The organism is Myxococcus sp. CA040A (assembly GCF_013336725.1).
Taxonomy (GTDB): Bacteria; Myxococcota; Myxococcia; order Myxococcales; family Myxococcaceae; genus Myxococcus; species Myxococcus llanfairpwllgwyngyllgogerychwyrndrobwllllantysiliogogogochensis.
Map to the genome: position 1 here is coordinate 321,985 of NZ_JABUMR010000002.1, position 20,226 is coordinate 342,210.

The window sequence follows — 20,226 nt, forward strand, 5'->3', positions numbered from 1 at the left end:
TCCGCTTCGCACCGGATGTGAAGTGTCCGCCAGGCCAACCCACGCACCACACCTCGTGGGAAGCCTCGGCCCGAGGGCCCGACGTGACGTGCCGTGGGGGGCAAGGTCTCGCGAAGCAGGAGAAGTGCGCTAGAGTCGCGGCTCTTTCCCGCTCCCCGCCGCGCCTTGGCGTGGCCTTCCGGGTGTGTCCTTGTCCAGCACGAACACGCGTCTGAACCCCACACCCGAGCCCGGAACGTCCCCTGGCACGTCCCCTGGCGGCACGCTGTCGCCCGCCGATAGGACGGGCTCTCGGGAAATCACCGGCACTCGCGAGTCCACCGCCACGCGGCTGACGTCCAACGTGGGCCTGCCCCACGTCGAGGCGACGGGCACGCTCATCGCTCCGCTGGAAGCCGGGGAGCTGCCCAATGTGGCGGCCATCCGTGGCCTCCGGTTGGACCAGATCCTCCTGCTCACCACCACCGCGCTGGTGGTGGTCATCGTCGGCATGGTGGCGGCGCTGTCCGTTGCCTCCACGCAGTCCCAGTTCGAGGAGACCGCGCGCCGCTCCACCGAGCGCATCCAGGAGCAGGCCCGCGAGCTGGGGCAGACGGTGGGCAGGACGCTGGCGCTGACCTCCGTCACCAACCTGCGCGACAACAACTACGACTTCCTGCAGGGCGTGGCCGGCTCCATGGTCGGGGCCAACCCCAACATCCTCCGCGTGCAGATCATCGACCCGGAGGGCGTGGTGATGGCGGACAGCGAGCCGAAGGCCGCCGATGCGCCCGACAAGCCCGCCGCCGATGGCGCTGCCGATGATGCGCCCGCCAAGAGAGTCGTCGAGCAGCGACTGGTTCAGGCGTTCTTCCAGAACCAGGCGGTGTACGAGATTCATGAGCCCATCAACTACGGCTCCAGCAGCGGCATGGGGTTGGTGGTCATCAGCTACTCGCTGCGCGCCCTCCAGAATCAGCTGGGGGAGCTGGAGCGTGACAAGCGCGCCACCATGGAGACCAACACCTGGCGCATGCTCGCCCTGGGGGTGGGTTTCGTGGTGCTGGCGGGCGTGGTCGCCGCGTTCCAGAGCCGCAGGATTACCCGTCCGCTGGGCGTGCTCACCCACAAGGTGATGCAGCTGGCCGCCGGAGACCTGGGTGCGCGCACCCAGTCCGCCACCGGCGCTGGCCGCGAGGTGAAGACGCTGGGCGTGGTGTTCAACCACATGGCCGAGCGCATCAAGGTGCTGCTGGACGACGTGCGCGCCAAGGCCCAGCTCGAGCGCGAGGTGTCCCTTGCCCGCACGGTGCAGGAGACGCTGCTGCCAGGACGAGATGCCGTGCAGGTGGGGCCGCTGCGCATCGCCGGCCTCGTCGTCACCGCCGACGCGTGTGGTGGCGACTGGTGGTTCCGCGCGGTGCTGGACGAGCAGCGGGTGGTCATCGGCATCGGCGACGTGACGGGCCACGGCCTGTCCACCTCGCTGGTCGCCACCAGCGCCACCAGCGGCTTCGCCTCCGCGATGACGCTGCGCGAGCCCACCGAGGTCAACGCGCAGATGCTCATCACCGCGCTGAACGTGACGCTGGCCAACGTGGGCCGCGGCGAGCACCAGATGTCCAGCGCCCTGGCCGTCATCGACGTGTCCAACGGCCTGGTGGACTACGCGGCGGGCGCGCACCCCAGCCCGCTCGTCTTCAACAAGCACAGCGGGCAGGTGGCCTCGCTGCCCGCGCGCGGGCCGCTGCTCGGCGCGTCCGTGACGTCGCAGTTCTCGTCCCGTCAGGCGCAGCTGCGGCCGGGGGACATCATCGTCTGGTACACCGACGGCATCACCGAAGCGCGGGACGGGGCGGGGCGCATGTACGGCACCCAGCGTCTGGCCGCGGCGGTGCAAGCCCATGCCCACCTGTCCGCGGAGGCGCTGCGTGATGCGCTGCTCGCGGACGCCCGCGCGCACAGCGCCGGCCAGCCCCAGCGCGATGACATCACCGTCGTCGTGGCCGAGTACAGCCCCGCCTGACCCCTGGACGACACCCGCATGCGCCGCACACCCCACACCCCCATGCGACGCCTCGTCCCGGCGCTCGCCCTGCTGGCCTCGCTGGCCGGCCCTCCCGCCCTGGCCCAGTACCGCCCTCCACCCATGTCCGAGTCGCAGCGGCTGGTGAAGGACGGCGAGACGGCCCAGGTGTCCGCCAGCGCCGCGAGCGCCTCCGGTGACAAGAAGGAAGCGGACGAGAAATACCGCAAGGCCCTGGCCCTCTTCGAGCAGGCCCTGGCCGCCGAGCCGGGCTCCGTCGCCGCCGCCGCGGGCGTGGGCTCCGCCGCCAACGCGCTGCAGGACTGGGCGCGCACCGTGGACCGGGTCAAGCCCGTGCAGGCGGCGAATGCGTCCGAGCTGTCCCTGGCGTACCCGCTGGGCGTGGCCCTCTTCAAGCTGCGCCGCTTCCCGGAGGCGGTGCCTCTCTTGGAGCAGGTGGCCGGCGCGGACCAGGCCGAGCACCTCATCGTCCACTACTACCTGGCCAGCTACTACCTCTTCGCTCAGCAGGGCGACGCGGCGGTGACCCGGTTGCAGAAGTATCTGACGCTGCGTCCCGCGAAGCTGGCTGGCAACGACTTCCAGGTCCATGAGCTGCTGGGCCGGGCGCATGTGCTGCGCCGGGACGGGGTGGCCGCTCGCGCGTCCTTCACCCAGGCGCAGGCGGGCCGGCCGGAGTCGCCCACCGTGCAGCAGGGGCTCGCCAGCGTGCTGGAGCTGGAAGGAAAGTTGGGCGAGGCGCGGACGTTGCTCGAAGGGGTCACCACGCGCTTCCCGCAGGTGGCCGAGCCGAAGGAGAAGCTGGCCCGGCTGTACCTCGCCTCGGGCGAGGTGCCGCGCGCGGAGGCGCAGGCGGTGGCCATGGTGAAGCTGGGGGCGTCGCCCTCCGCGTACCTGCTGCTCGGTGACGTGCGGCTGGCGCAGAAGCAGGCCCCCGCCGCCGAGGAGGCGTACCGCAAGGTGCTGGAGCTGCAGCCCGGACTGGTACTGGGACAGATGGCGGTCGGCAAGGCGCTCCAGGCGCAGGGCCGGCACGAGGAGGCCATCCAGTTCCTGGAGGCCGCGGTGCGCTCGGGCGCGAGCAGCGTGGAGTTGTGGGCGTCGCTCGGCTCCGTCAACCGTCGCGCCGGCCGCTTCCAGCGCGCGGTGGAGGTGCACAGGCGCGTCGTGGAGATGGTGCCGAGGCAGGCGTTGGGCTGGATGCTGCTGGGCGCGGACCACTTCGCCACCGGCCAGTGGGACCAGGCCATCGAGGACTACGGCAACGCGCTCCAGGTGGAGCCCACGCACGCCGGGGCGAAGCAGTGGCTGGCCCGCGCGCTCGCGCACCGTGCCCGGGACAGGGGCGGGGCGGGGCGGGCGGACGACGCCGTGCGCGACCTGCGCCGCGCGTTCGACCTGGACCGCAGCGCCCTCATGGCCCGCCGGCTGACGGCGGCGCTGATGGAGACGCGCGGCTACGCGGATGCGCGCAAGGTGATGGAGCAGGGCGCGACGCTGCCGGGCGCGACGTGGCGGGAGCAGCTGCTGCTGGGCTACGCGCGGCTGGGCGCCGGTGACGCGCAGGCGGCCCTGGAGGCCTTTGGCCGCGCCGGCAAGCAGACGGAGGAGCCGGACCAGCAGGCCGAGGCGTCGGTGGGCGCGGCGCTCGCGGAGGTGGAGCTGGGGCAGGTGGACGCCGCCGTGCAGCGGCTCACCGAGGTGGGTCCGTCGCGCACGGCCGCGAGCGTGGCGCAGGCCAACCTGCCGCGCGTGCTGGTGCGTCGCGCGCTGGCCCGCCTGGAGACGGGGGATGTCGAAGGCGCCGACCGGGACCTGGACGCGGTGGACAAGCTGGGCACCGGCAAGCGCACGGACCTGACGAAGCTGGTCCTCTTCGCCCGGGGGCTGACGCGCGCGGAGGGCGGTCGCCACGCGGAGGCCAGCGCCGCGCTGAAGAAGGCCCTCGCCCCGGCGCAGCCCTGGGCCTGGCCCAACACCCGCGCCCTGGCGGAGGCCTTCGTCCTCTACAAGAAGGGGCAGGTGGCGGCCTCGCGCAAGCAGCTGGCCGCCGCGTCCAAGAAGCCCATGCCGGGCCAGCCCCGGTGGCTCGCGTCGCTGACGGGCGCGCTGCACCGGCGCGAGGCCTCGCTGGCCTACGCCTCCGGCAACATGAAGGGCGCGGAGAAGGCCCTCAAGGCCGCGCTCACCGCGGAGCCCGAGGACGTGCTGCTCCAGCACAACCAGGCCTGCGTCGACTGGCGCAAGGGCAAGTCGTCCGAGGCCCTGGCCACGTGGCGTCGCCTGGAGCCCGCCGTCTCCGTCGCCTCGCTCAACCTGGGCATCGACGCCCAGGAGCGCCGTCACGAACCCGCCGAGGCCGTGGATGCCTGGCGCCGCTATCTCGCCTCCGGCCCCGGACCCCGCCAGGCCCAGGTGCGTGAGTGGAAGGAACGCCTGCAGAGCCTCCATGGCCTCGCCGAGCCCTCGGGCGCGGCGCCGACCGGAGCCACCGCGGAGGAGACCACCCCATGAAGATGCTCCGCTTTGTCCTGGCCAGCCTCGCGCTGGCCCTCTGCTTCGTCACCCCCGCTGGCGCGGCCCCGAAGAAGGCCACGCTTGGCGTCTTCCTGGCCACGACGCTGAGCGACGGCCAGGAGCGCTTCCAGTACGCGGAGGCCCTGGCCGCGAAGCTGACCGAGGCGATGGACCGCCCGGTGGCCGCCAAGAGCTTTGGCCGCTACGAGGACTTCTCTCGCGCCATCGCCGATGGGCTGGTGGACTTCGCCGTGGTGGAGGGGTGGGCCGCCGTGCAGCTCGGCGCCCGCGCCACGCCACTGGCCTGGGCGTCCCGTCCCGGCGAGTCCCAGCAGCGCTGGGCCATCGTCTCCACCCACAAGGGCGTGGTGAAGGACCTCGCCGGCAAGCGCCTGGCGTTGGTGAAGGGCGCGGGGCCCGCGGATCCCAAGTTCGTCACCCACGCCGTCCTGGGAGGGGACCTGGACGCGCAGCGGCACTTCAAGCTCGCCCCCGTCCCCAACGTGGAGTCCGCCCTGAAGATGCTGGAGGCCAAGGGCGCCGAGGCGGCCCTGGTGCCCATGTCCCACGTCCCCAAGGACAAGGACCTGCGCATCCTCTTCCGCAGCGCCCGGCTGCCGGGGGCCGTCCTGGTCGACCTGCGCAACCACAAGGCGGCGCTGGACGCGGCCCTCGGTTCCGTGGGCGCCGTGGCTCCTTTCGAGCCCTTCGCCCGTGTCCAGGGTAAGGACTTCGAGGACTTCCGACGTCTCGTGACCCAGGGTCCGCCCCGCCGCCAGCCCGTCTTCGCCGACGCGCCGGACCTGCGCGTGGACGCGGAAGTCCTGGTCCGCGCCGAGGAACTGGGACCCTCCCTCCCGTCCTTCGCGGGCGACCTCGCCGTGGCCGCCGAACAGCCGGATGACTGAATTGACGCAACCTTGGACGCGCCAGCCCGAAACACTCTTGAGTTTCAGGGAATGAGAATCACCGACTTGGCCCAGCAGGTCCTCTGGGGTAGCTTGTTTTCCTACGGCGCGAGCGTGCAGGTGAGCGAATTCGTCCAAAGACCGATTGCCCTGGCGCCGCGCCCGCCAACAGGGGCGAACAGGACCGCGGGGGCTCCTCCCATTCCGCGGATGTGAGAACGATGCACTCGAAAGTGTCTGCTGATCCGCTGCGAGGTGCGGTGGGAGCTTACGCGGGGCGCCAAGGTAACCGCGCCGCCATGGTGGTGTCCGTCCTGTTCTTCGCGCTGGCCCTGGCCCATCCGTCCGTGGCCCAGGCCCAGGCCGCCGACGCCGCGGCGGAGTCGCCGCCGAAGGTGAAGCGCAAGAAGCGCGTCGCCGCGCCGGGAACGAAAGTCCCAGGAGCGACGAAGACGCCCGCGACGAAGCCCCCGCGCTCGGCCAAGAAGCCCCCGAAGACGCGCAAGTCCACCAAGCCCGTGGAGGCGCCGATCCCCGACTCGGAGATTCCGGTGCTGGGCGCTGGCCCCGAGACGGATGATCCGTCCCAGGGTGGAGAGTCCGTCACGGCGGAGCCGCCGGTGCCGGTCGCCCCCTCGCCCTTCGTGGAGTCCCCCCCAGCGAGTCCTCCCGCCGCTCCGGTGGCGAGCCCCACCGCGACCACGCAGGATCCGCTGGGCACCCCGTCCCCTTCGCACGGGGCGGTGCTGCCCGCGACGACCCGCGAGCCGCACGCGCCGGTCGCCACCGACAACGTCCCCATCAGCGCGCCCTTCGCCCAGCCCACCACGGACCGGCCCATGCCGCCCCCGTCCGGACTGGCGAGCCTGCCCGGTGAGGACCCGCTGGGCGGCGCGGATGCCCTGGAGGAGTCTGTCAACCGCGTGCTGAGCGAGGCGGTGGTGTCGACGGCCTCCAAGCGCAAGCAGCGCATCGCGGACGTGCCGCTGACCGTGTCCTGGATTCCGGCCGAGGAGCTGGAGGGCACCGGCCAGTTCTCGCTGTGCGAGGCCATCCAGTATTTCCCCGGCATGGAGTGCCGGCGCGGGTCCATGCGCAAGGCGGCGGTGAGCGCGCGCGGCCTGGGCTCCAACTACCTGTCCAACCGGCTGCTGCTGCTCAAGGACGGCCGCCCGCTGACGGACCCGTGGACGGGCCAGTTCTACGCGGACGAGACGACGCCGCTCGTCAACCTCAAGCAGGTGGAGGTCATCCGGGGCCCGGGCTCCTCGCTGTACGGCTCCAACGCCTTCAGCGGCGTCATCAACATCATCGAGCGCCAGCCGGCGGACCTCATCGCTCCGGGACGCAACGTGGGCGCCGAGGCGCGCATCCTCGCGGGCCAGGACCAGACGTGGCGCCTGCACGGCAACGTGGCCGGTCGCGGCGGCCCCGTGGAGGCGCTGCTGGGCTACTACGGCTATGGCTCGGATGGTCCTCAGCTCTTCAATGACCCCGCCACGGGCCTGGTGGACACGAACCAGGACTCGATGGTGCACCAGGTGAACGGCAAGGTGCGCGTGGGGCCCCTGGCGCTGGACGCGGACTTCACGGACGCGACCATTGGCCGCCCGGGTGGCTCGCACACGCAGATCTCCACCGTGGGCAACTGCGGCCGGTGCCACTACACGCCGAACGACGAGGAGTCCGTCCAGAACTTCAACGCCTCCGCGCAGGTGGACCAGCAGGTGACGGACAGCCTGCGCCTGTTCGGTCAGGCGTACGGCTTCTTCAAGCGCCGCGACGTGGTGCTGGAGAACGCCTTCGGTGGCGACCCCACGCGCGCGCTGGGCAAGCGCCGCCGGCTGGGTGGCGAGGTTCGCGCGCTGTACTCGGCGGGCCCGGTGTCGGTGACGTTCGGCGGCGACGTGAAGCTGGACCAGGTCAACGTGCCCAACGTGCTGCCGGGCCTGTCCATGGATGACACGAAGCAGACCATCCTCGGTGGCTTCGTGGACGCGGAGTACCGGCTGACGGAGCGCCTGGTGCTGAGCGGAGGCGCCCGGTATGACCGCTACCAGATTCCCGAGGTCGTCTGGCGCGAGCGGACCGACCAGATCTCCCCGCGCGCCAGCATCGTCTTCCACGCGGTGCCGGAGCTGCTCACGCTGCGCACCAACTACGGCCGCGCCTTCCGCGCGCCCACCCTGGCGGAGCTGGCCATCAACCAGCAGATGTACGCGTCCACGCTGGTGGGTAACGCCGAGCTTCGCGCGGAGACGCTGGACACGTTCGAGGGCTCCGTGGACTTCTGGCCCTTCGACCGGCGCGTGCGCCTGACGGCGACGGGCTTCTACAATGTGGCCAAGAACTTCATCAATCAGGAGCTCGTCTTCGGCTCGGTGTCCCAGTTCCGCAACATGGGCGACGCGCGCATCGCCGGCCTGGAGCTGGAGGCGGCGGCGCAGATTCCGTCCATCAACTCGTCGTTCGACGTGGCCTACCAGCTGCTCGACGCGAAGAACGTGCCCTTTGACGACAGCCCGGAGACGCCGCTGGACTACGCGCCCACGCACCGCATCTACGCGCGTGGCCGCACCAACATCGGCAAGGTGGCCTTCGTGGAGCTGTACGCGCTCTTCGTCGGGCCGCGCTTCGACCCGGGCTTCCAGGTGGACGAGGCGACGGGCCTGCCCACCTCCCGCGTGCAGCTGCCCAGCTACCTCACGGCCAGCGCCCGCGTGGGCTTCAACGTCTACGACGGCATCTCCGTGTCGTTCCTCGGCTCCAACCTCTTCAACGCGGCCTACGAGGAGTCTCACGGCTTCCCCGCGCCGCCCCAATCCTTCTTCAGTGAAGTCAAGGTACGCTATTAGGCACCGCGTTTGAGTACCGCTCCCCACCTGGAGGCCGGGGGCCTCCTGCTGATCGCAGATGCATCCCTGCCCGCCACCGCGCTCGAGCAGGCGGTGCCTCTGCTGGCACAGGGTGGGGTGGGAGGGCAGGGCGCCCTGGTGCTGTTCGACGGGGTGCTCAAGCCCGAGCACGCGCAATGGCTGCGGCGCGAGCCTCCCGCCCTGCTCCTGGCCACGCGCGAGCGGGACGGCGGGCCCTCCATGTGGGAGGTCCGGCTGTTGGGCGCGCTCTGGAAAGCGGGCTCGCTGCTGCCGGAGCAGGCGGAGGTGTCGCGCCATCCGCTGCGCCGCATGGTGGACATCAACACGGCGGCCACGGCGGCAGCCGTGGCGGTGAGCGACGCGCAGGGCAGCCGCGTCTCGGCGGGGCTGGTGGCGGACGTGGTGCATGAAATCGCCGTCAACGCGCTCCTGGATGCGCCGGTGGATGCGCGGGGCGAGCCTCGCTACGCGCACCGCCGCACCGAGGTGCGCGAAGTGGAGGCGGAGGACGCCTGCGAGCTGGTGTTCGCGGTGGAGGACGGCCGGATGTGGCTGGAAGTGGCGGACCGCTTCGGCGGCCTGCGGCCGGGCTCGTTCGCCCGGGCGCTGGAAGGGTGGGGACAGCGCGTGAAGGTGGATGCGTCTGGTGGTGGAGCGGGTCTTGGATTGCGTCGCATCCTCGAGCACTGCGACACGGTGGCGGTCCGGGTGACCGCTGGCCGGGAGTCGCGAGTCGTGTGCGTGGTGGACCTGGGAGACGCGCGCCGCCGCGCGGCCCAGCCCAAGTCACTGATGTTCTGTCTGCATGAGGTCAGGGCCGGTGGATAGCCAGGGTTCCAACGCCATCATCAGCCGGCTCCGCGTGGGTACCATCACCCACGTCCGGATTGCTGGTGTCATCGACGAGACCTTCCCGCTGACGTCGACCCATCCGGAGCTCACGGGGCTCCTGGTGGTCGACCTCGGCCGGGTGGAGCGCATCAGCTCCTTCGGGGTCCGTCGGTGGATTGAATTCGCCGCGAAGCTGCCTCCGGGCGCGCTGGGGCTGTACGTCGTGCATGCGCCCCCCGTCGTGGTGGATCAGCTCAACATGGTGGAGGGCTTCGCGGGCGTCGCGCGCGTGCTCTCCGTCCTCGCCCCGTACACCTGTCGCACCTGCAACGAAGACCGGATGCGGGTGGTGAACCTGGTGGACGAGGCCCAGGTCATCGCCGAGGAGCGCGCGCCCGAGCACACCTGTCCCGTCTGCTCCAACCCGCTGGAGTTCGCGGACCTGCCGAGCGAGTTCTTCGACTACGCGCGCCGGCAGCAGTTCGGCACCGTGGACCCGGTGGTGATGCGCTACCTGCGCGCGAGCATGCCGACGGAGCAGTCGGAGCTCCCGCAGCACCTGAAGATCGTCCAGGACGACGTCACGTTCATCTCGCTGGCCAGCACGCTCAAGGGCGACCTCAACGTGCGCAGGCTCGCGTCCGGGCTGGAGGGGCGCGCCGCGTTCGACTTCAGCCACGTCAGCAAGGTGGAGCCGGAGGCGCTGCCCAAGCTGGAGCAGGTGCTGGACACCGCGGCGCAGGGCGCCCAGGTGGTGCTCTGCCGCGTGCCTCCGCCGGTGCTGGCGGTGCTGGCGCGCTCGTCCAAGCTGATGCCGGGCCGGCTGGCCACGCTGTGGCTGCCGTGCGAGTGCCGCAACTGCGGTCAGGTGAGCCACCAGCGCATCCAGGCGCACGAGTACCTGGCGCAGCTGCGCGCGCACCAGACGACCATCTCCATCGAGTGCCCCATCTGCGGCGGCAGCGCCCAGGTGCCGCACATGCCGCAGCTCCAGGGGTTCCTGGCGCGCGTGCAGCTGACGGACCGGCCCCTGGAGGACATCGAGGCGCTGGAGCCGCGCGCGCTCAGTCAGTACCTGTTCGGGTCCACCAACATCGACCCGCAGGCCAACAAGGGCTCGCCCACCGACATCTCCAACTCGCTGGGCAGCACCAAGCTCAACATCATCCGACGACTGGGCCAGGGCGGCATGGCCGAGGTCTTCCTCGCCAAGCAGGTGGGCGTGAAGGGCTTCGAGAAGTTCGTCGTGATGAAGAAGATCCTCCCGCAGTTCGCGCAGAACCCCGAGTTCGTGGACATGCTGTTCGCGGAGGCCCGCGCCAACGCGCGGCTCACGCATCCCAACGTCGTGCAGACCTTCGACGTGGGCGTGTCCGACGGCGTCGCGTACATCCTGATGGAGTACGTGCGCGGGCCGGACATGAAGCGGCTGGTGAATGAGCTGCGCCGCAAGGGCATGGCGCTGCCGCTGGAGCACGCGCTGCGCATCGTCGCGGAAGTGGCCGCGGGGCTTCACTACGCGCACGCCTATGTGGACCCGGCGGGCATTCCGCACCCGGTGGTGCACCGGGACGTCAGCCCCCACAACGTCCTCATCTCCCTGGACGGCGCCATCAAGCTGAGTGACTTCGGCATCGCCAAGGTGGCGGGCGAGGAGAACACGCAGGCGGGCGTGCTGAAGGGGAAGATTTCGTACATCTCCCCGGAGGCGGCGTCGGGCCGTACGCTGGACGCGCGCAACGACGTCTTCGCGCTCGGCGTCGTGCTCTTCGAACTGCTCACCGGACAGTTGCCGTTCCGCAGGGACCACGACGCGGCCACGCTCAACGCCATCGTTCGAGACCCCGCGCCCGTCCCCTCGCAGCTGCGTCCGCAGATTCCGCAGGACGTCTCCGACCTCGTCCTGCGCGCGCTCGTGAAGGACCCCGCGCGCCGCACTCCGTCCGCCGCGGCGATGCGTGAGGAAATCGAAGCGGTGATGGCGCATCACCGCCTCAACTCGTCTCCGGCGGCGGTGGCCCAGTTCTTCAAGGACACGCTCGGCGACCGGCTGGTGGAGTACGCGCCCTCGTCCGCGTCGGGAACAGGCAGCCATCCCAAGCCCGTCCCCACGGGCACCGGCACGGGCAGTGGCAACGTCGGCAGTGGCGACATGGTGGCCCCCAGCGATGGGAGGACGCCGAACCGGGGCACGAGCAGTGGCCCGAAGCCGACGACCGCGGGCAGCGGCAACATCCCGCGTCCGACGGGGACGGGCAGTGGCAATGTGTCCGCGCCGCCCGTTTCGTCCAGCGGCCCTCGTCCCGCGCCTGTCGCCCCCCGGCCCGCGACGCCGCCTCCCGTGGCCCCGCGTCCTCCGACGCCGCCTCCCGTGGCGCATCGTCCTCCTCCGCCTCCTCCAGCCCTGACGCCGCCGTTGCCGATGCTCCCGGAGCTGGATGCCTCGGACCGGACCGAGGTGGTGTTGCTGCAGGGGAATGTGCCGCCGCCTCCCGCACCTGCCCGGCCGGCTCCCGCGCCGCGTCCGTCGCAGCCGGGACACACCGCGGTGCCCGCGCCCCAGCGGCCTTCCTCGACGATGGTGCCCGCGGCGGGTGTGGCGCCTCGCCCCGGGCAACCCAGGCCTTCTTCACCGACGCATCAGAGCCCTGTCGCCGCGCCGCGTCCTCCGCCTCCGGTACAGGTGCACGCGGTGCCCGCGGCGGCGGACGAGTCGGAGCGGCGCTCGTCGCTGAAGTGGGCGGCCATGGGTGGCGGCCTGCTGCTGGTGGTGGCCGTGGTGGCGGTGGTGCTGCTGCGCGGCTCCGACTCCATGTTCCGCAATCTGGAAGAGGGCGAGCACGTGTACGTCGGCGGCGTGCGCCTGGAGTCTGGCGCGCAGACGTTGCCGGCACCGCCCTCGGGGCCGTTGCTCATCGCCACGGCGGTGAACGGCAAGCTGCGGCGGTTCGGCACCACGCAGCTGCGCGAGGACATCGACGTGCGCACGCTGGCGGATGCGATGCCCCAGCCGGGGACTCGCGGGGTGCTGAGCGTGGCGAGCAGCGCTCCGGGCTGCCAGGTCCAGGTGGATGGTGCTCCGCTGCCCAACCGCACGCCGGTGAACAAGGCCTCCATCGAGGCCGGCAGGGAGCTGGAAGTGGTGGTGAGTTGTCCTGGCGCCGCGAGCAAGCAGTGGGTGCTGGCGGTGCCGGGGCAGGAGATTGTCCTGACGGCTCAGCAGCACGACTGAACGGCTGGCCTCGGGCCGCCTTCGGGCGCCCCACGAGGTTGAAGGGCATGTGACCCATGAAGGGCTGGACCTTCTTCCCTCACCTCGTCGTGCGGACGACGGGTTTCCCATTCGACTGGTTGGAGCGGTTGGGATGCCCGGAGTCGGCGGCGTGGGCGCGTCGTCTCGAAGCGGAGCGGCGCGGGCTGGAGTCGCTGCGAGCCCAGGGGCCTCGCGTGCGCCGCCCTCCGCGAGAGCTGCTGGCGGCGCTCAAGGCGGGGCGCCCCGTCAACACGGAGGGCCTGGAGTCTCCCGAGCGCTTCGCGGAGTGGAATGTCCGCGCGGCGGCGGCCCAGGAGGCCGAGGCGGGCTTCGCGGAGGCGATGGAGCGCGAGCTTGCGGCGGTGGAGGCCCAGGCCGTGGCCCTGTGTCGCAAGCCGCGCTTCCTGGAGGCCGTGGCCAGCTCCAGTCCGCCGGTGGCCAAGGACCTGCTCGCGGGACGAGAAGGCTCGCGGCTCCGGCGGCAGGTCGCCAGCTATCTGCAGCGGCTGTGCGCGAAGAACGAGACGATGGGCTTCTTTGGCCCCATCAACTACGGCCGCGTGGACCCGTCCGCTCCCACGGGCGTGACGCTGCGCTGGTCCGGTCCCGAGACGCTGGTGGGGCGCAACACCTTCGCGGCCTCGTGGCTGGTGCAGGGGTTGGTGCGAGCCATCGCGTTCGACCCCGACATCGCGTCGTGGCTGGTGCCGCGCCGCAAGGCGTTCGCGGAGATGCCCGCGCGCAAGTCGGGCCCCACGCCGGAGAGCGCGGAGGAGCTGCTGCCTCGGTTGGTGGAGCTGGCGGATGGGACGCGCACGTTGGCGGCCCTGGCCTCGTCGCTGGGCGTGGCGCCCGGCCTGGCCCGCGAGGCGCTGCGGCTGGGCTGTGACAAGTCGCTGCTCACCCATCAGCTCGAGGTGCCCTCGGCGGTGCACCATCCCGTGGATGACCTGGCCGAACGTGTCGCCGCCCTGCCGAGCGGGGGGGCCCGACGTCACGTCGAGGGACTGAGCGCGCTGCTGGAGTTGATGGGGCGCTACGGCGCGGCGGACGCGAGCGGGAAGATGTCGCTCCAGGACGCCTTCGCGAGGCGGGCGAAGGAGCAGTGGGGCGTGGCTCCTCCGACGGAGCGAGGGCCCGCGTCCGAGTCGCACAATTTCTACCAGGACCGGCTCGCGCTTCGGGAGGAGTGCGGAGGCGACTTGCGGCTCGAGGTGGGCGGCGAGCGTGCCCGGGAGCTGGGGACCCGCATGGAGCCGGCGCTGGCGTGGATGGCCGAGGCGGCCTGGCGCACGCGAGACGCGGCCCGCGCGGCGGTGGCGCAGAAGGTGGGCTCGCGCACGGTTCCCTTCTGGAAGGTGGCGGCGGCCAGCGCGGACCTGCCGGTGCCGCTGGACACCTCCATGGCGGAGTTGCTCGCTCAGTCGATTCCGAGCGCGGACGCGCGCACCGTCGAGCTGGGTGCGGTGGTGCCGCCCGCCTGGGACATGGCTCGCGCACTGCCGCTCGTCACGTCGGTGGATCTGCTCGTTGGCGCGAAGGACGTGGAGGCGTGGGGGCAGGGCGACTACACGCTGGTGATGGGAGACATCCACGACACCGCGCTCGTATGGGGCTGGGCGCTCCAGTTCCACCCCGCGCGCGGCAAGGTGGAGAGCGCCATGGTGAGAGCGCTCGGTGCGCTTCCTCGCGCGATGCCGCTGGTGACGGTGCTGCCCTCTCGTCGCACGGGACTGTTGCCGTCGGAGTTTCCAGGGCCGGTGGTGGAGCTGGGCGGGGTGAGTTCCCGTGCCTCCGCGTGGCGGATTCCCCTGGATGACCTGTTCGTGGAGAGCGACGGGAAGAGCGCGCGGCTGGTGTCGAAGCGGCTCGGCTCCGAGGTGTGTCTCTACAACGGCGAGCTGGAGAGCGCGGTGCATACGGCGTTCTCCCTCCCACGCATCCGTCCGCTGCGGGTTTCGCTGGGAGAGCACACGCCCCGCGTGACGCTCGGTGGGGTGGTGGTGCAGCGTGAGCAGTGGCGGCTGGACGCGGCGGCGTGTGAGGCGTTGCTCGCGTGCAAGGATGACCGCTCGAGGCTGCGGGTCGCCGTGGGCCTGTGGGACGCGCGGGGCCTTCCCGAGTGTGTCTTCGCGAAGTTCAAGGGGGAGCGAAAGCCCGTGCTGGTGGACGTGCGCAGCCCGCCCTTGCTGCGTGTCTTCCTCAACCTGCTGGAGCAGAAGGAAGAGGTCATCCTCTCGGAGATGTTGCCCGGACCGGAGCAGCTCTGGCTCCGAGGCCCTGGAGGGCGCCACACCGTGGAGCTTCGCTGCACGTTGATGTGGGGAGGCCCGAGGGCCGGCGCACCTCCGACGTTGGAGGAGGGGAGATGAAGTGGCTGGTTCTACCGCCACACCGGGACGTGACGCTCGTTCCGGAAGTCCCCGAGGGGTGGCACCTATTGGACCTGGCGAGGGACTTCGTCCGCCGGGTCTTCTCCGCGGAGTCGATGGAGGCGGAGGCCCTGGTCCGCGAGTCGTCACCCCCGTCGCCACAAGCGATGCGCGAGCTGCTCCTGCTGCGAGTCGCGCAGGGACTTCGCGACAGAGGCCCCATCCCGGAGCTGCGGGCCCTGGGCGCGGTGCTGACGGCCATCTCCGGCCCGCCTCACGGTGTCCACCTGCGGTTGGATGATGTGGAGCTGGAGTCCGGCACGACGGAGCGGAGCGGGGATGTCCAGCGTGTGGCGGGGCTGCCCGCGTCGTACTCGGATGACGTTGCGGATGTCCTCGCGCGCTTCGAGGAAGCGGAGTGTGTCCGCTTGTGGCTGGAGCGAGACCTCCAGCTTCCCGCCGCGGTGACACTCGCGCAGGCGTGTCCGGCACATGTCACCCTGGAGGTCGCGGGGCCCTTCGCCTGGGCGCATCGCAAGGTGCTGGCGCGGATGCCGGCCTTCCGGCGCGCCGCGTTTCCAGAACACGTGCCCCCGCTGCGCTGGCGGGTGGTTCCGCTGGACGGTGCCCCTGGCGCTGACGATGTCCTGTGGGTCCCCGATGGGCTGGGGCTGGAGGTCATTGCTCCCTACCCATGGGGCGATGAGCAGGACTGGGCCTACCTGGAAACGCCACCGGCCGGTGACGCGGAACCGGAGGCGCGGCGAAGCGCGGGCTGGCTCGGTGCCTGCTTTCTGAAGGATGTGCGCGCCTTCACCGGGGGGGCACGCTGGGCGGGCCACGTGTCGCTTGGCTCACTCCTGGCGGCCGATGTGCTCGTGGAGAGCGGCTGCCAGACGGTGGTGGTGGGCTTCTGCCTCATCGAGAACGGCCGGGTGATGGACATCGACCGCCGGTTCAGTCCGGTGGAGCAACTCGTCCAGGGCTACCAACGCTTGAAGGCCGCGGGCGTGCGGGTCGTCGCGGAGTGGTGGGTGGGCGCGCCTGGTGTGGACGAGGAGTCCCTGGACCTCACGCTGGCAGCGATGGAGGGCGCGCGCTTCTTCGACCAACTCGCGGGGGTGCGCCCGTTCCACGCGTCGGTGGAGCGCATCGCTCGAGTTCGCGACTTGGGCCGCTGGTGGGGACAGCCTGGTGACCCGCCGGCGGACCGGGACTTGTCCCGCAGTCGCCCCATTGAAAAGCCCGGCACGATTCCCGGGGCCCGCCTGCCTTCCGTGCTCACCTCGTTGGCGAGCCGCCTGCTGAGTCGCGCCCCGCTCATTCCGGGCCGGGTCGCGGCGGCCTTCATGCTCGCGCCCGCAGCTCCATTGCTTGGCGACGACACCGCGCATGAAGCCGCCGCGACTCCAGCGCCTGTACGCGCGACGAATACCGCGCATGGAACTGCCACGCCCGCAGCTCCAGAGCCCGGCAAAGACACCGCGCATGAAGTCGCCGCGACTCCAGCGCCTGTACGCGCGACGAATACCGCGAATGGAACTGCCACGCCCGCAGCGCAGTCCTCGCACGAGGTCGCCGCGACTCCAGCGCCTGAACGCGCGACGAATACGACTCATGGAGCTGCCACGCCCGCGGCGCAGACCTCGCACGAAGTCGCGGCGCCCGTGGTTCCAGCGCCCGAGAAGGAGCCCGCGAACGAAGCCGCCGCGCTCATCCGGCTGGACGCGGACTGCGCGGTGGTGCGCCTGCCGGCATCGCTCGATGGTGCCCCGAAGCCCACGTGGTATGCGGCGAACCTGCGCACCGGTGTCGTGCTCGCGATGGATGCGCGCCTCGCGCCGGTGCTGTCCCGACTGACGGCGCCCACCACCGCATCGGCCGCGCTGGGCGCGGTGCCGGAAGCGCAGCGAGCGAAGCTGGTCGAGACGTTGGTGACGAAGTCCATCCTGGAGAGGACGCACGGATGAGCGAGCGCTGGACCTTGGGCGAGGTGTTCGTGCTCCGGCACGCCGGCTTCCCATTCGATTGGCTGGAGTCGCTCGGGTTCTCCGACGAGGTGCTGGGCGAGGCGAACCTGCTGCTCGACGACGAGCGGGCGCTCCTGGACGCGGTGCGCGCCGAGGGCGACGAATCGGGGGCGAAGGCACTCCAGGATTCGTTCGAGCAGGGCCGCGTGCCCACGCTGAAGGCCCGTCACGGCCAGACGAGTCGTGACGCGCTGGAGCGCTATCGCGTGAGGCGCGAAGTCCTTCAGACTCGGTATGCGAATGAGCGCACGGACCTTCGCTTGAAGCTGCGAGAGCGCGCGGCGGACCCCGCCATCCAGGAGGCCGTGTTCCTCTCCAGTCCGGCGATGTTCGACAACGTCTGGGCCCGCTACCTGCGAGGGGGCGAGCAGAAGGACACGTCCGACGCTCGCCGCGTGGACCGACAGGTCTACACGTACCTCCAACGCTTCTGCGCGAAGAACGAGACGACCAGCTTCTTCGGCCCCATCTCCTACGGCGAGCGCACCGACGCGGATGACTTCGACGTGCGCACGGTGGCGAGCGGCGACACGAGCCGGCGCACGTTCTTCTCCTTCTGGGCGGTGACGGAGCTGGCGCGCGCGGTGGGGCGCGAGCGGACGCTGCGGCCTCACCTGCCACTGCGCCTCAACCCCCTCTTCACGGTGTCCCCGGGCCGCGCCGCGTGCGAAGCCCTGCAACTGGAGGTGCCGCTGGCCGAGGGCGCCGAGAAGCTCCTGGCCGTACTGCGAGCGCATCCGACGCCCGCCGCCGCCGCGCAGGTGCTTGGCCTCGCGGTCGAAGAGGTGATGCGCTCGGCCCTGCCCCTGGTGAAGGGCGCGTTGCTGCTGTGGGGGCTGCCGTTCCGGCCCAACGACTTCACCACCTTCGAGAGCGTGCGTGACTCCGTCGCGGCCCTGCCGGCGCTGGAGGCCCGCGCACTCTGGTTGGCGCGGTTGGACACACTCTCGCGTCTGAAGGCCGAGTTCGAGACCGCGAACCTGACGCGTCGTCGCGCCTTGTTGCCGGAGCTGGAGGCCCTCTTCACGGAGGCCACGGGCAAGCCCGCGCGGCGCGGTGACGGCCAGGTGTACGCGGACCGGCTCATCATCTACGAGGAGGCCAGCTCTCCTTTTCGTCTGCGCTTCGGCCAGCGCTTCACGGAGGAACTCGAGTCCGCGCTGACCGGTCCCCTGGAGCTGTCCGCGGCCTACGGCGAGCGCGTGCAGCAGGGCTTCCGCGAGCAGGTCCGCGACGCGCTCGGCACCGACGAACGGCCGGTGGACCTCCTGGAGTACGCGGTCCGGCTGCGTCCCGACCAGGTCACGGGCAGCCGCTTCTCTCCCGTGCCTCCGGTGTTGCTGGACGAGGATTCCTCACGGGCGCGCTCGCTGCCGGTGGACTTCCTGGGCACGGCCACGCCGGGCGGCCGGTATGCCCTGCCGGATGTCTGCCTCGCGTCGAAGGGGGAGGGCGCCGGGTTCGAGGTGATGCTCGCGCGCGTGCACCACCACCTGATGCTGCGAAGCTGGCTGAGCGCCTTCTTCCCGTCGCGGGAGCGGTACTCGGCGGTGGCCTCGCGTTGGCTGGACGCGGACCCCGCGGCACGTGGACTGGTGGGCCTGTCCATCCGCCGTCGCAACAAGGGCTTCTACGTGTTTCCCGGTCGGCGCCTCGTGTACGCGGTGTCGGACGTGCTGGACGTCGAGGACGGCGCGATGACGCCAGCCGACGTAAAGGTGCTCCCGACGTCGCAAGGGCCGGTGTTGGTGGACGGGAAGGGTGAGCGGCTGCACCTGTACCTGCCCCTGGATGACTTCTCGTCCTATCCGCCCTTCGCCGCGCTGGCGCATCCCCAGGTGCTCCATGCCCCGCTGCGCACGAAGGGCAGCCACCTGCCGCGGCTGAGCATCGGCGGCGCGGTGTACCAGCGTGAGCGTTGGGAGCTGACCTCGGAGAAGCTGGCGCGCCCCACCGGCTTCGACCTCTTCCTCGCCGCGCAGCGCGAGCGGCGTTCGCGCGGGTGGCCTCGCTTCGTCTTCATGCGCAGCTCCAAGGAGCGCAAGCCCTACCTCATCGACACCGCGAGCCCCTTCGCCCTGGACCTGCTCTCGCACCTGTCGCGCGAAGCCGAGCGGCTGTCGGTGGAGGAGATGTACCCGGCCCCCGCGCAGCTCTGGCTCAAGGACGCCCGGGGTCGCTACACCTGTGAGTTGCGCATGCAGTTCACTCGCTGGAGCGAGGGCACCCCTCCGCTTTGACATCCGAGGCGCGTCCGCGAACAGAATGGGGCAAAGCCACGGCCAGCCCCTGGAGAGCCCATGTCCGGAGAGAACACCGTCGTTCCTGAGACTCGGAAGCTGAAGCGCCCCGTGGAGGAGATTCGCGCGGAGCTGCTGGTCGACGCGGACGTGAAGGAGCAGGCGCGCCTCCTCCAGATTTCCGTCGAGGCCTACGTCGAGAAGATCCTCGACTACGCACAGCACCCGCAGAAGCAGATGCCGCTGCAAATCACCCTCGACGGCGACCTCAAGGCGAAGGACCCCAAGGCCGCCACCGTGGCGGAGATCCAGGACCATCTGGACAAGCTCATCAGCGGCGAGGTGATCATCAGCCGCGCGCAGATGCGGGACGGCTTCAGCGCGGGACAGGGTGACGACCGCTACAAGGCCGCGCTCGCCTCGGACGCGGTCCTCAAGGGCGCCCCGGAATCCCGCGGTGGAACGCCTCCGCCCCAGGACCCCCAGAAGGGTTGATCGCCTGATTTATCGGCGGCATTTCTCCCCGGGTGCCGACAAGGTGGGATGTAAACCCACGGAATCCCGGGGACTTTGGCGGACGGTGGGATTTGTTCCAGGCCCCACGGAACTTCGGGAGCGGTGGACCGATAACTCCACTGTCAGGCTGGCTCGCGGCGGACGCGGAGCGATGCCAGACCTCGGGAGATAGCGACCATGGGGCTCTTCAAGGACGTTCTCGGCAAGGCGCTGGACATCATCAAGCCGGCCCTCACGGCCATCAACCCCGCGCTCGGTATCGCGGCGGGCTTCGTCAGCGGCCTGATGAAGGGCGAGAACCCCCTCCAGGCCGGCCTCGGCGCCGCCATGGACATGTTCCCTGGCGCGAGTGTCGCGAAGAACCTGCTGAACAACTTCCCCGGTAAGTCCCTCCTCGAGGGCATGGGCGGCAACAGCCTGGTGAGCGGTCTGCTCGACAAGGTCTCCAAGCCGAGCCAGGTCACCGACCTGCTCACCGACGTGATGAAGGCGAACACGGAGAAGGGCCTGTCGGAGCAGAGCCTGAAGAACGCGCAGGAGCTGTTCGCCAAGCGCATGGCCGAGACCGCGGTCGCCTGATTCACGCGGTCGACTTCACTTTCGCCCTCCCCCCCGGGCGCCGCACCCTGAAGCAGGGTCGGCGCCCTTCGTGTATTC

11 protein-coding genes are annotated in these 20,226 nt (G+C 70.9%); all 11 read left to right on the top strand.

The annotated features are described in order from the left end of the window. Window positions 1–190: 190 nt before the first annotated feature. The 11 genes from HUA75_RS08350 to HUA75_RS08400 all read left to right on the top strand — a co-directional run bounded on the left by HUA75_RS08350 (window position 191) and on the right by HUA75_RS08400 (window position 20,148). Window positions 191–2,005 (top strand): SpoIIE family protein phosphatase, encoded by a 1,815-nt coding sequence (locus HUA75_RS08350; protein WP_174468777.1) that lies wholly within the window; start codon window positions 191–193, stop codon window positions 2,003–2,005. Window positions 2,006–2,023: 18 nt separating this feature from the next. Further along, window positions 2,024–4,540: a tetratricopeptide repeat protein gene (locus tag HUA75_RS08355; protein ID WP_174486051.1), complete on the top strand. Its 2,517-nt coding sequence runs from the start codon at window positions 2,024–2,026 to the stop codon at window positions 4,538–4,540. Beyond that, window positions 4,537–5,451, top strand: a complete 915-nt coding sequence (locus HUA75_RS08360; RefSeq protein WP_174486052.1) for a PhnD/SsuA/transferrin family substrate-binding protein — start codon at window positions 4,537–4,539, stop codon at window positions 5,449–5,451. The genes HUA75_RS08355 and HUA75_RS08360 overlap by 4 nt, the downstream gene beginning before the upstream one ends. Before the next feature lie 299 nt (window positions 5,452–5,750). After that, complete coding sequence (locus tag HUA75_RS08365; protein ID WP_254627462.1) at window positions 5,751–8,306, top strand: TonB-dependent siderophore receptor; 2,556 nt, start codon at window positions 5,751–5,753, stop codon at window positions 8,304–8,306. Between the two features lie 9 nt (window positions 8,307–8,315). Then, on the top strand, window positions 8,316–9,155 hold the full coding sequence (locus tag HUA75_RS08370) for a hypothetical protein (protein ID WP_174486054.1): 840 nt from the start codon (window positions 8,316–8,318) through the stop codon (window positions 9,153–9,155). Next, window positions 9,148–12,390, top strand: coding sequence for a serine/threonine-protein kinase (locus HUA75_RS08375; protein ID WP_174486055.1), 3,243 nt, complete (start codon window positions 9,148–9,150; stop codon window positions 12,388–12,390). Before HUA75_RS08370 ends, HUA75_RS08375 begins: the two co-directional genes overlap by 8 nt. A gap of 56 nt (window positions 12,391–12,446) precedes the next feature. Further along, window positions 12,447–14,783, top strand: a complete 2,337-nt coding sequence (locus HUA75_RS08380; RefSeq protein WP_174486056.1) for a lantibiotic dehydratase — start codon at window positions 12,447–12,449, stop codon at window positions 14,781–14,783. Then, window positions 14,780–16,753, top strand: coding sequence for a hypothetical protein (locus tag HUA75_RS08385; RefSeq protein WP_174486057.1), 1,974 nt, complete (start codon window positions 14,780–14,782; stop codon window positions 16,751–16,753). Before HUA75_RS08380 ends, HUA75_RS08385 begins: the two co-directional genes overlap by 4 nt. After that, on the top strand, window positions 16,750–19,053 hold the full coding sequence (locus HUA75_RS08390; protein ID WP_174486058.1) for a lantibiotic dehydratase: 2,304 nt from the start codon (window positions 16,750–16,752) through the stop codon (window positions 19,051–19,053). Before HUA75_RS08385 ends, HUA75_RS08390 begins: the two co-directional genes overlap by 4 nt. Before the next feature lie 60 nt (window positions 19,054–19,113). After that, on the top strand, window positions 19,114–19,548 hold the full coding sequence (locus tag HUA75_RS08395) for a hypothetical protein (protein ID WP_141643575.1): 435 nt from the start codon (window positions 19,114–19,116) through the stop codon (window positions 19,546–19,548). 198 nt (window positions 19,549–19,746) lie between these two features. Beyond that, window positions 19,747–20,148, top strand: coding sequence for a hypothetical protein (locus HUA75_RS08400; RefSeq protein ID WP_141643576.1), 402 nt, complete (start codon window positions 19,747–19,749; stop codon window positions 20,146–20,148). Window positions 20,149–20,226 lie beyond the last annotated feature (78 nt).

Coding starts and splice junctions, on each gene's coding strand:
- HUA75_RS08400 (WP_141643576.1), top strand. CDS start 19,747: ATGGGGCTCTTCAAGGACGTTCTCGGCAAGGCGCTGGACATCATCAAG.
- HUA75_RS08365 (WP_254627462.1), top strand. CDS start 5,751: ATGGTGGTGTCCGTCCTGTTCTTCGCGCTGGCCCTGGCCCATCCGTCC.
- HUA75_RS08385 (WP_174486057.1), top strand. CDS start 14,780: ATGAAGTGGCTGGTTCTACCGCCACACCGGGACGTGACGCTCGTTCCG.
- HUA75_RS08395 (WP_141643575.1), top strand. CDS start 19,114: ATGTCCGGAGAGAACACCGTCGTTCCTGAGACTCGGAAGCTGAAGCGC.
- HUA75_RS08380 (WP_174486056.1), top strand. CDS start 12,447: ATGAAGGGCTGGACCTTCTTCCCTCACCTCGTCGTGCGGACGACGGGT.
- HUA75_RS08360 (WP_174486052.1), top strand. CDS start 4,537: ATGAAGATGCTCCGCTTTGTCCTGGCCAGCCTCGCGCTGGCCCTCTGC.
- HUA75_RS08355 (WP_174486051.1), top strand. CDS start 2,024: ATGCGCCGCACACCCCACACCCCCATGCGACGCCTCGTCCCGGCGCTC.
- HUA75_RS08390 (WP_174486058.1), top strand. CDS start 16,750: ATGAGCGAGCGCTGGACCTTGGGCGAGGTGTTCGTGCTCCGGCACGCC.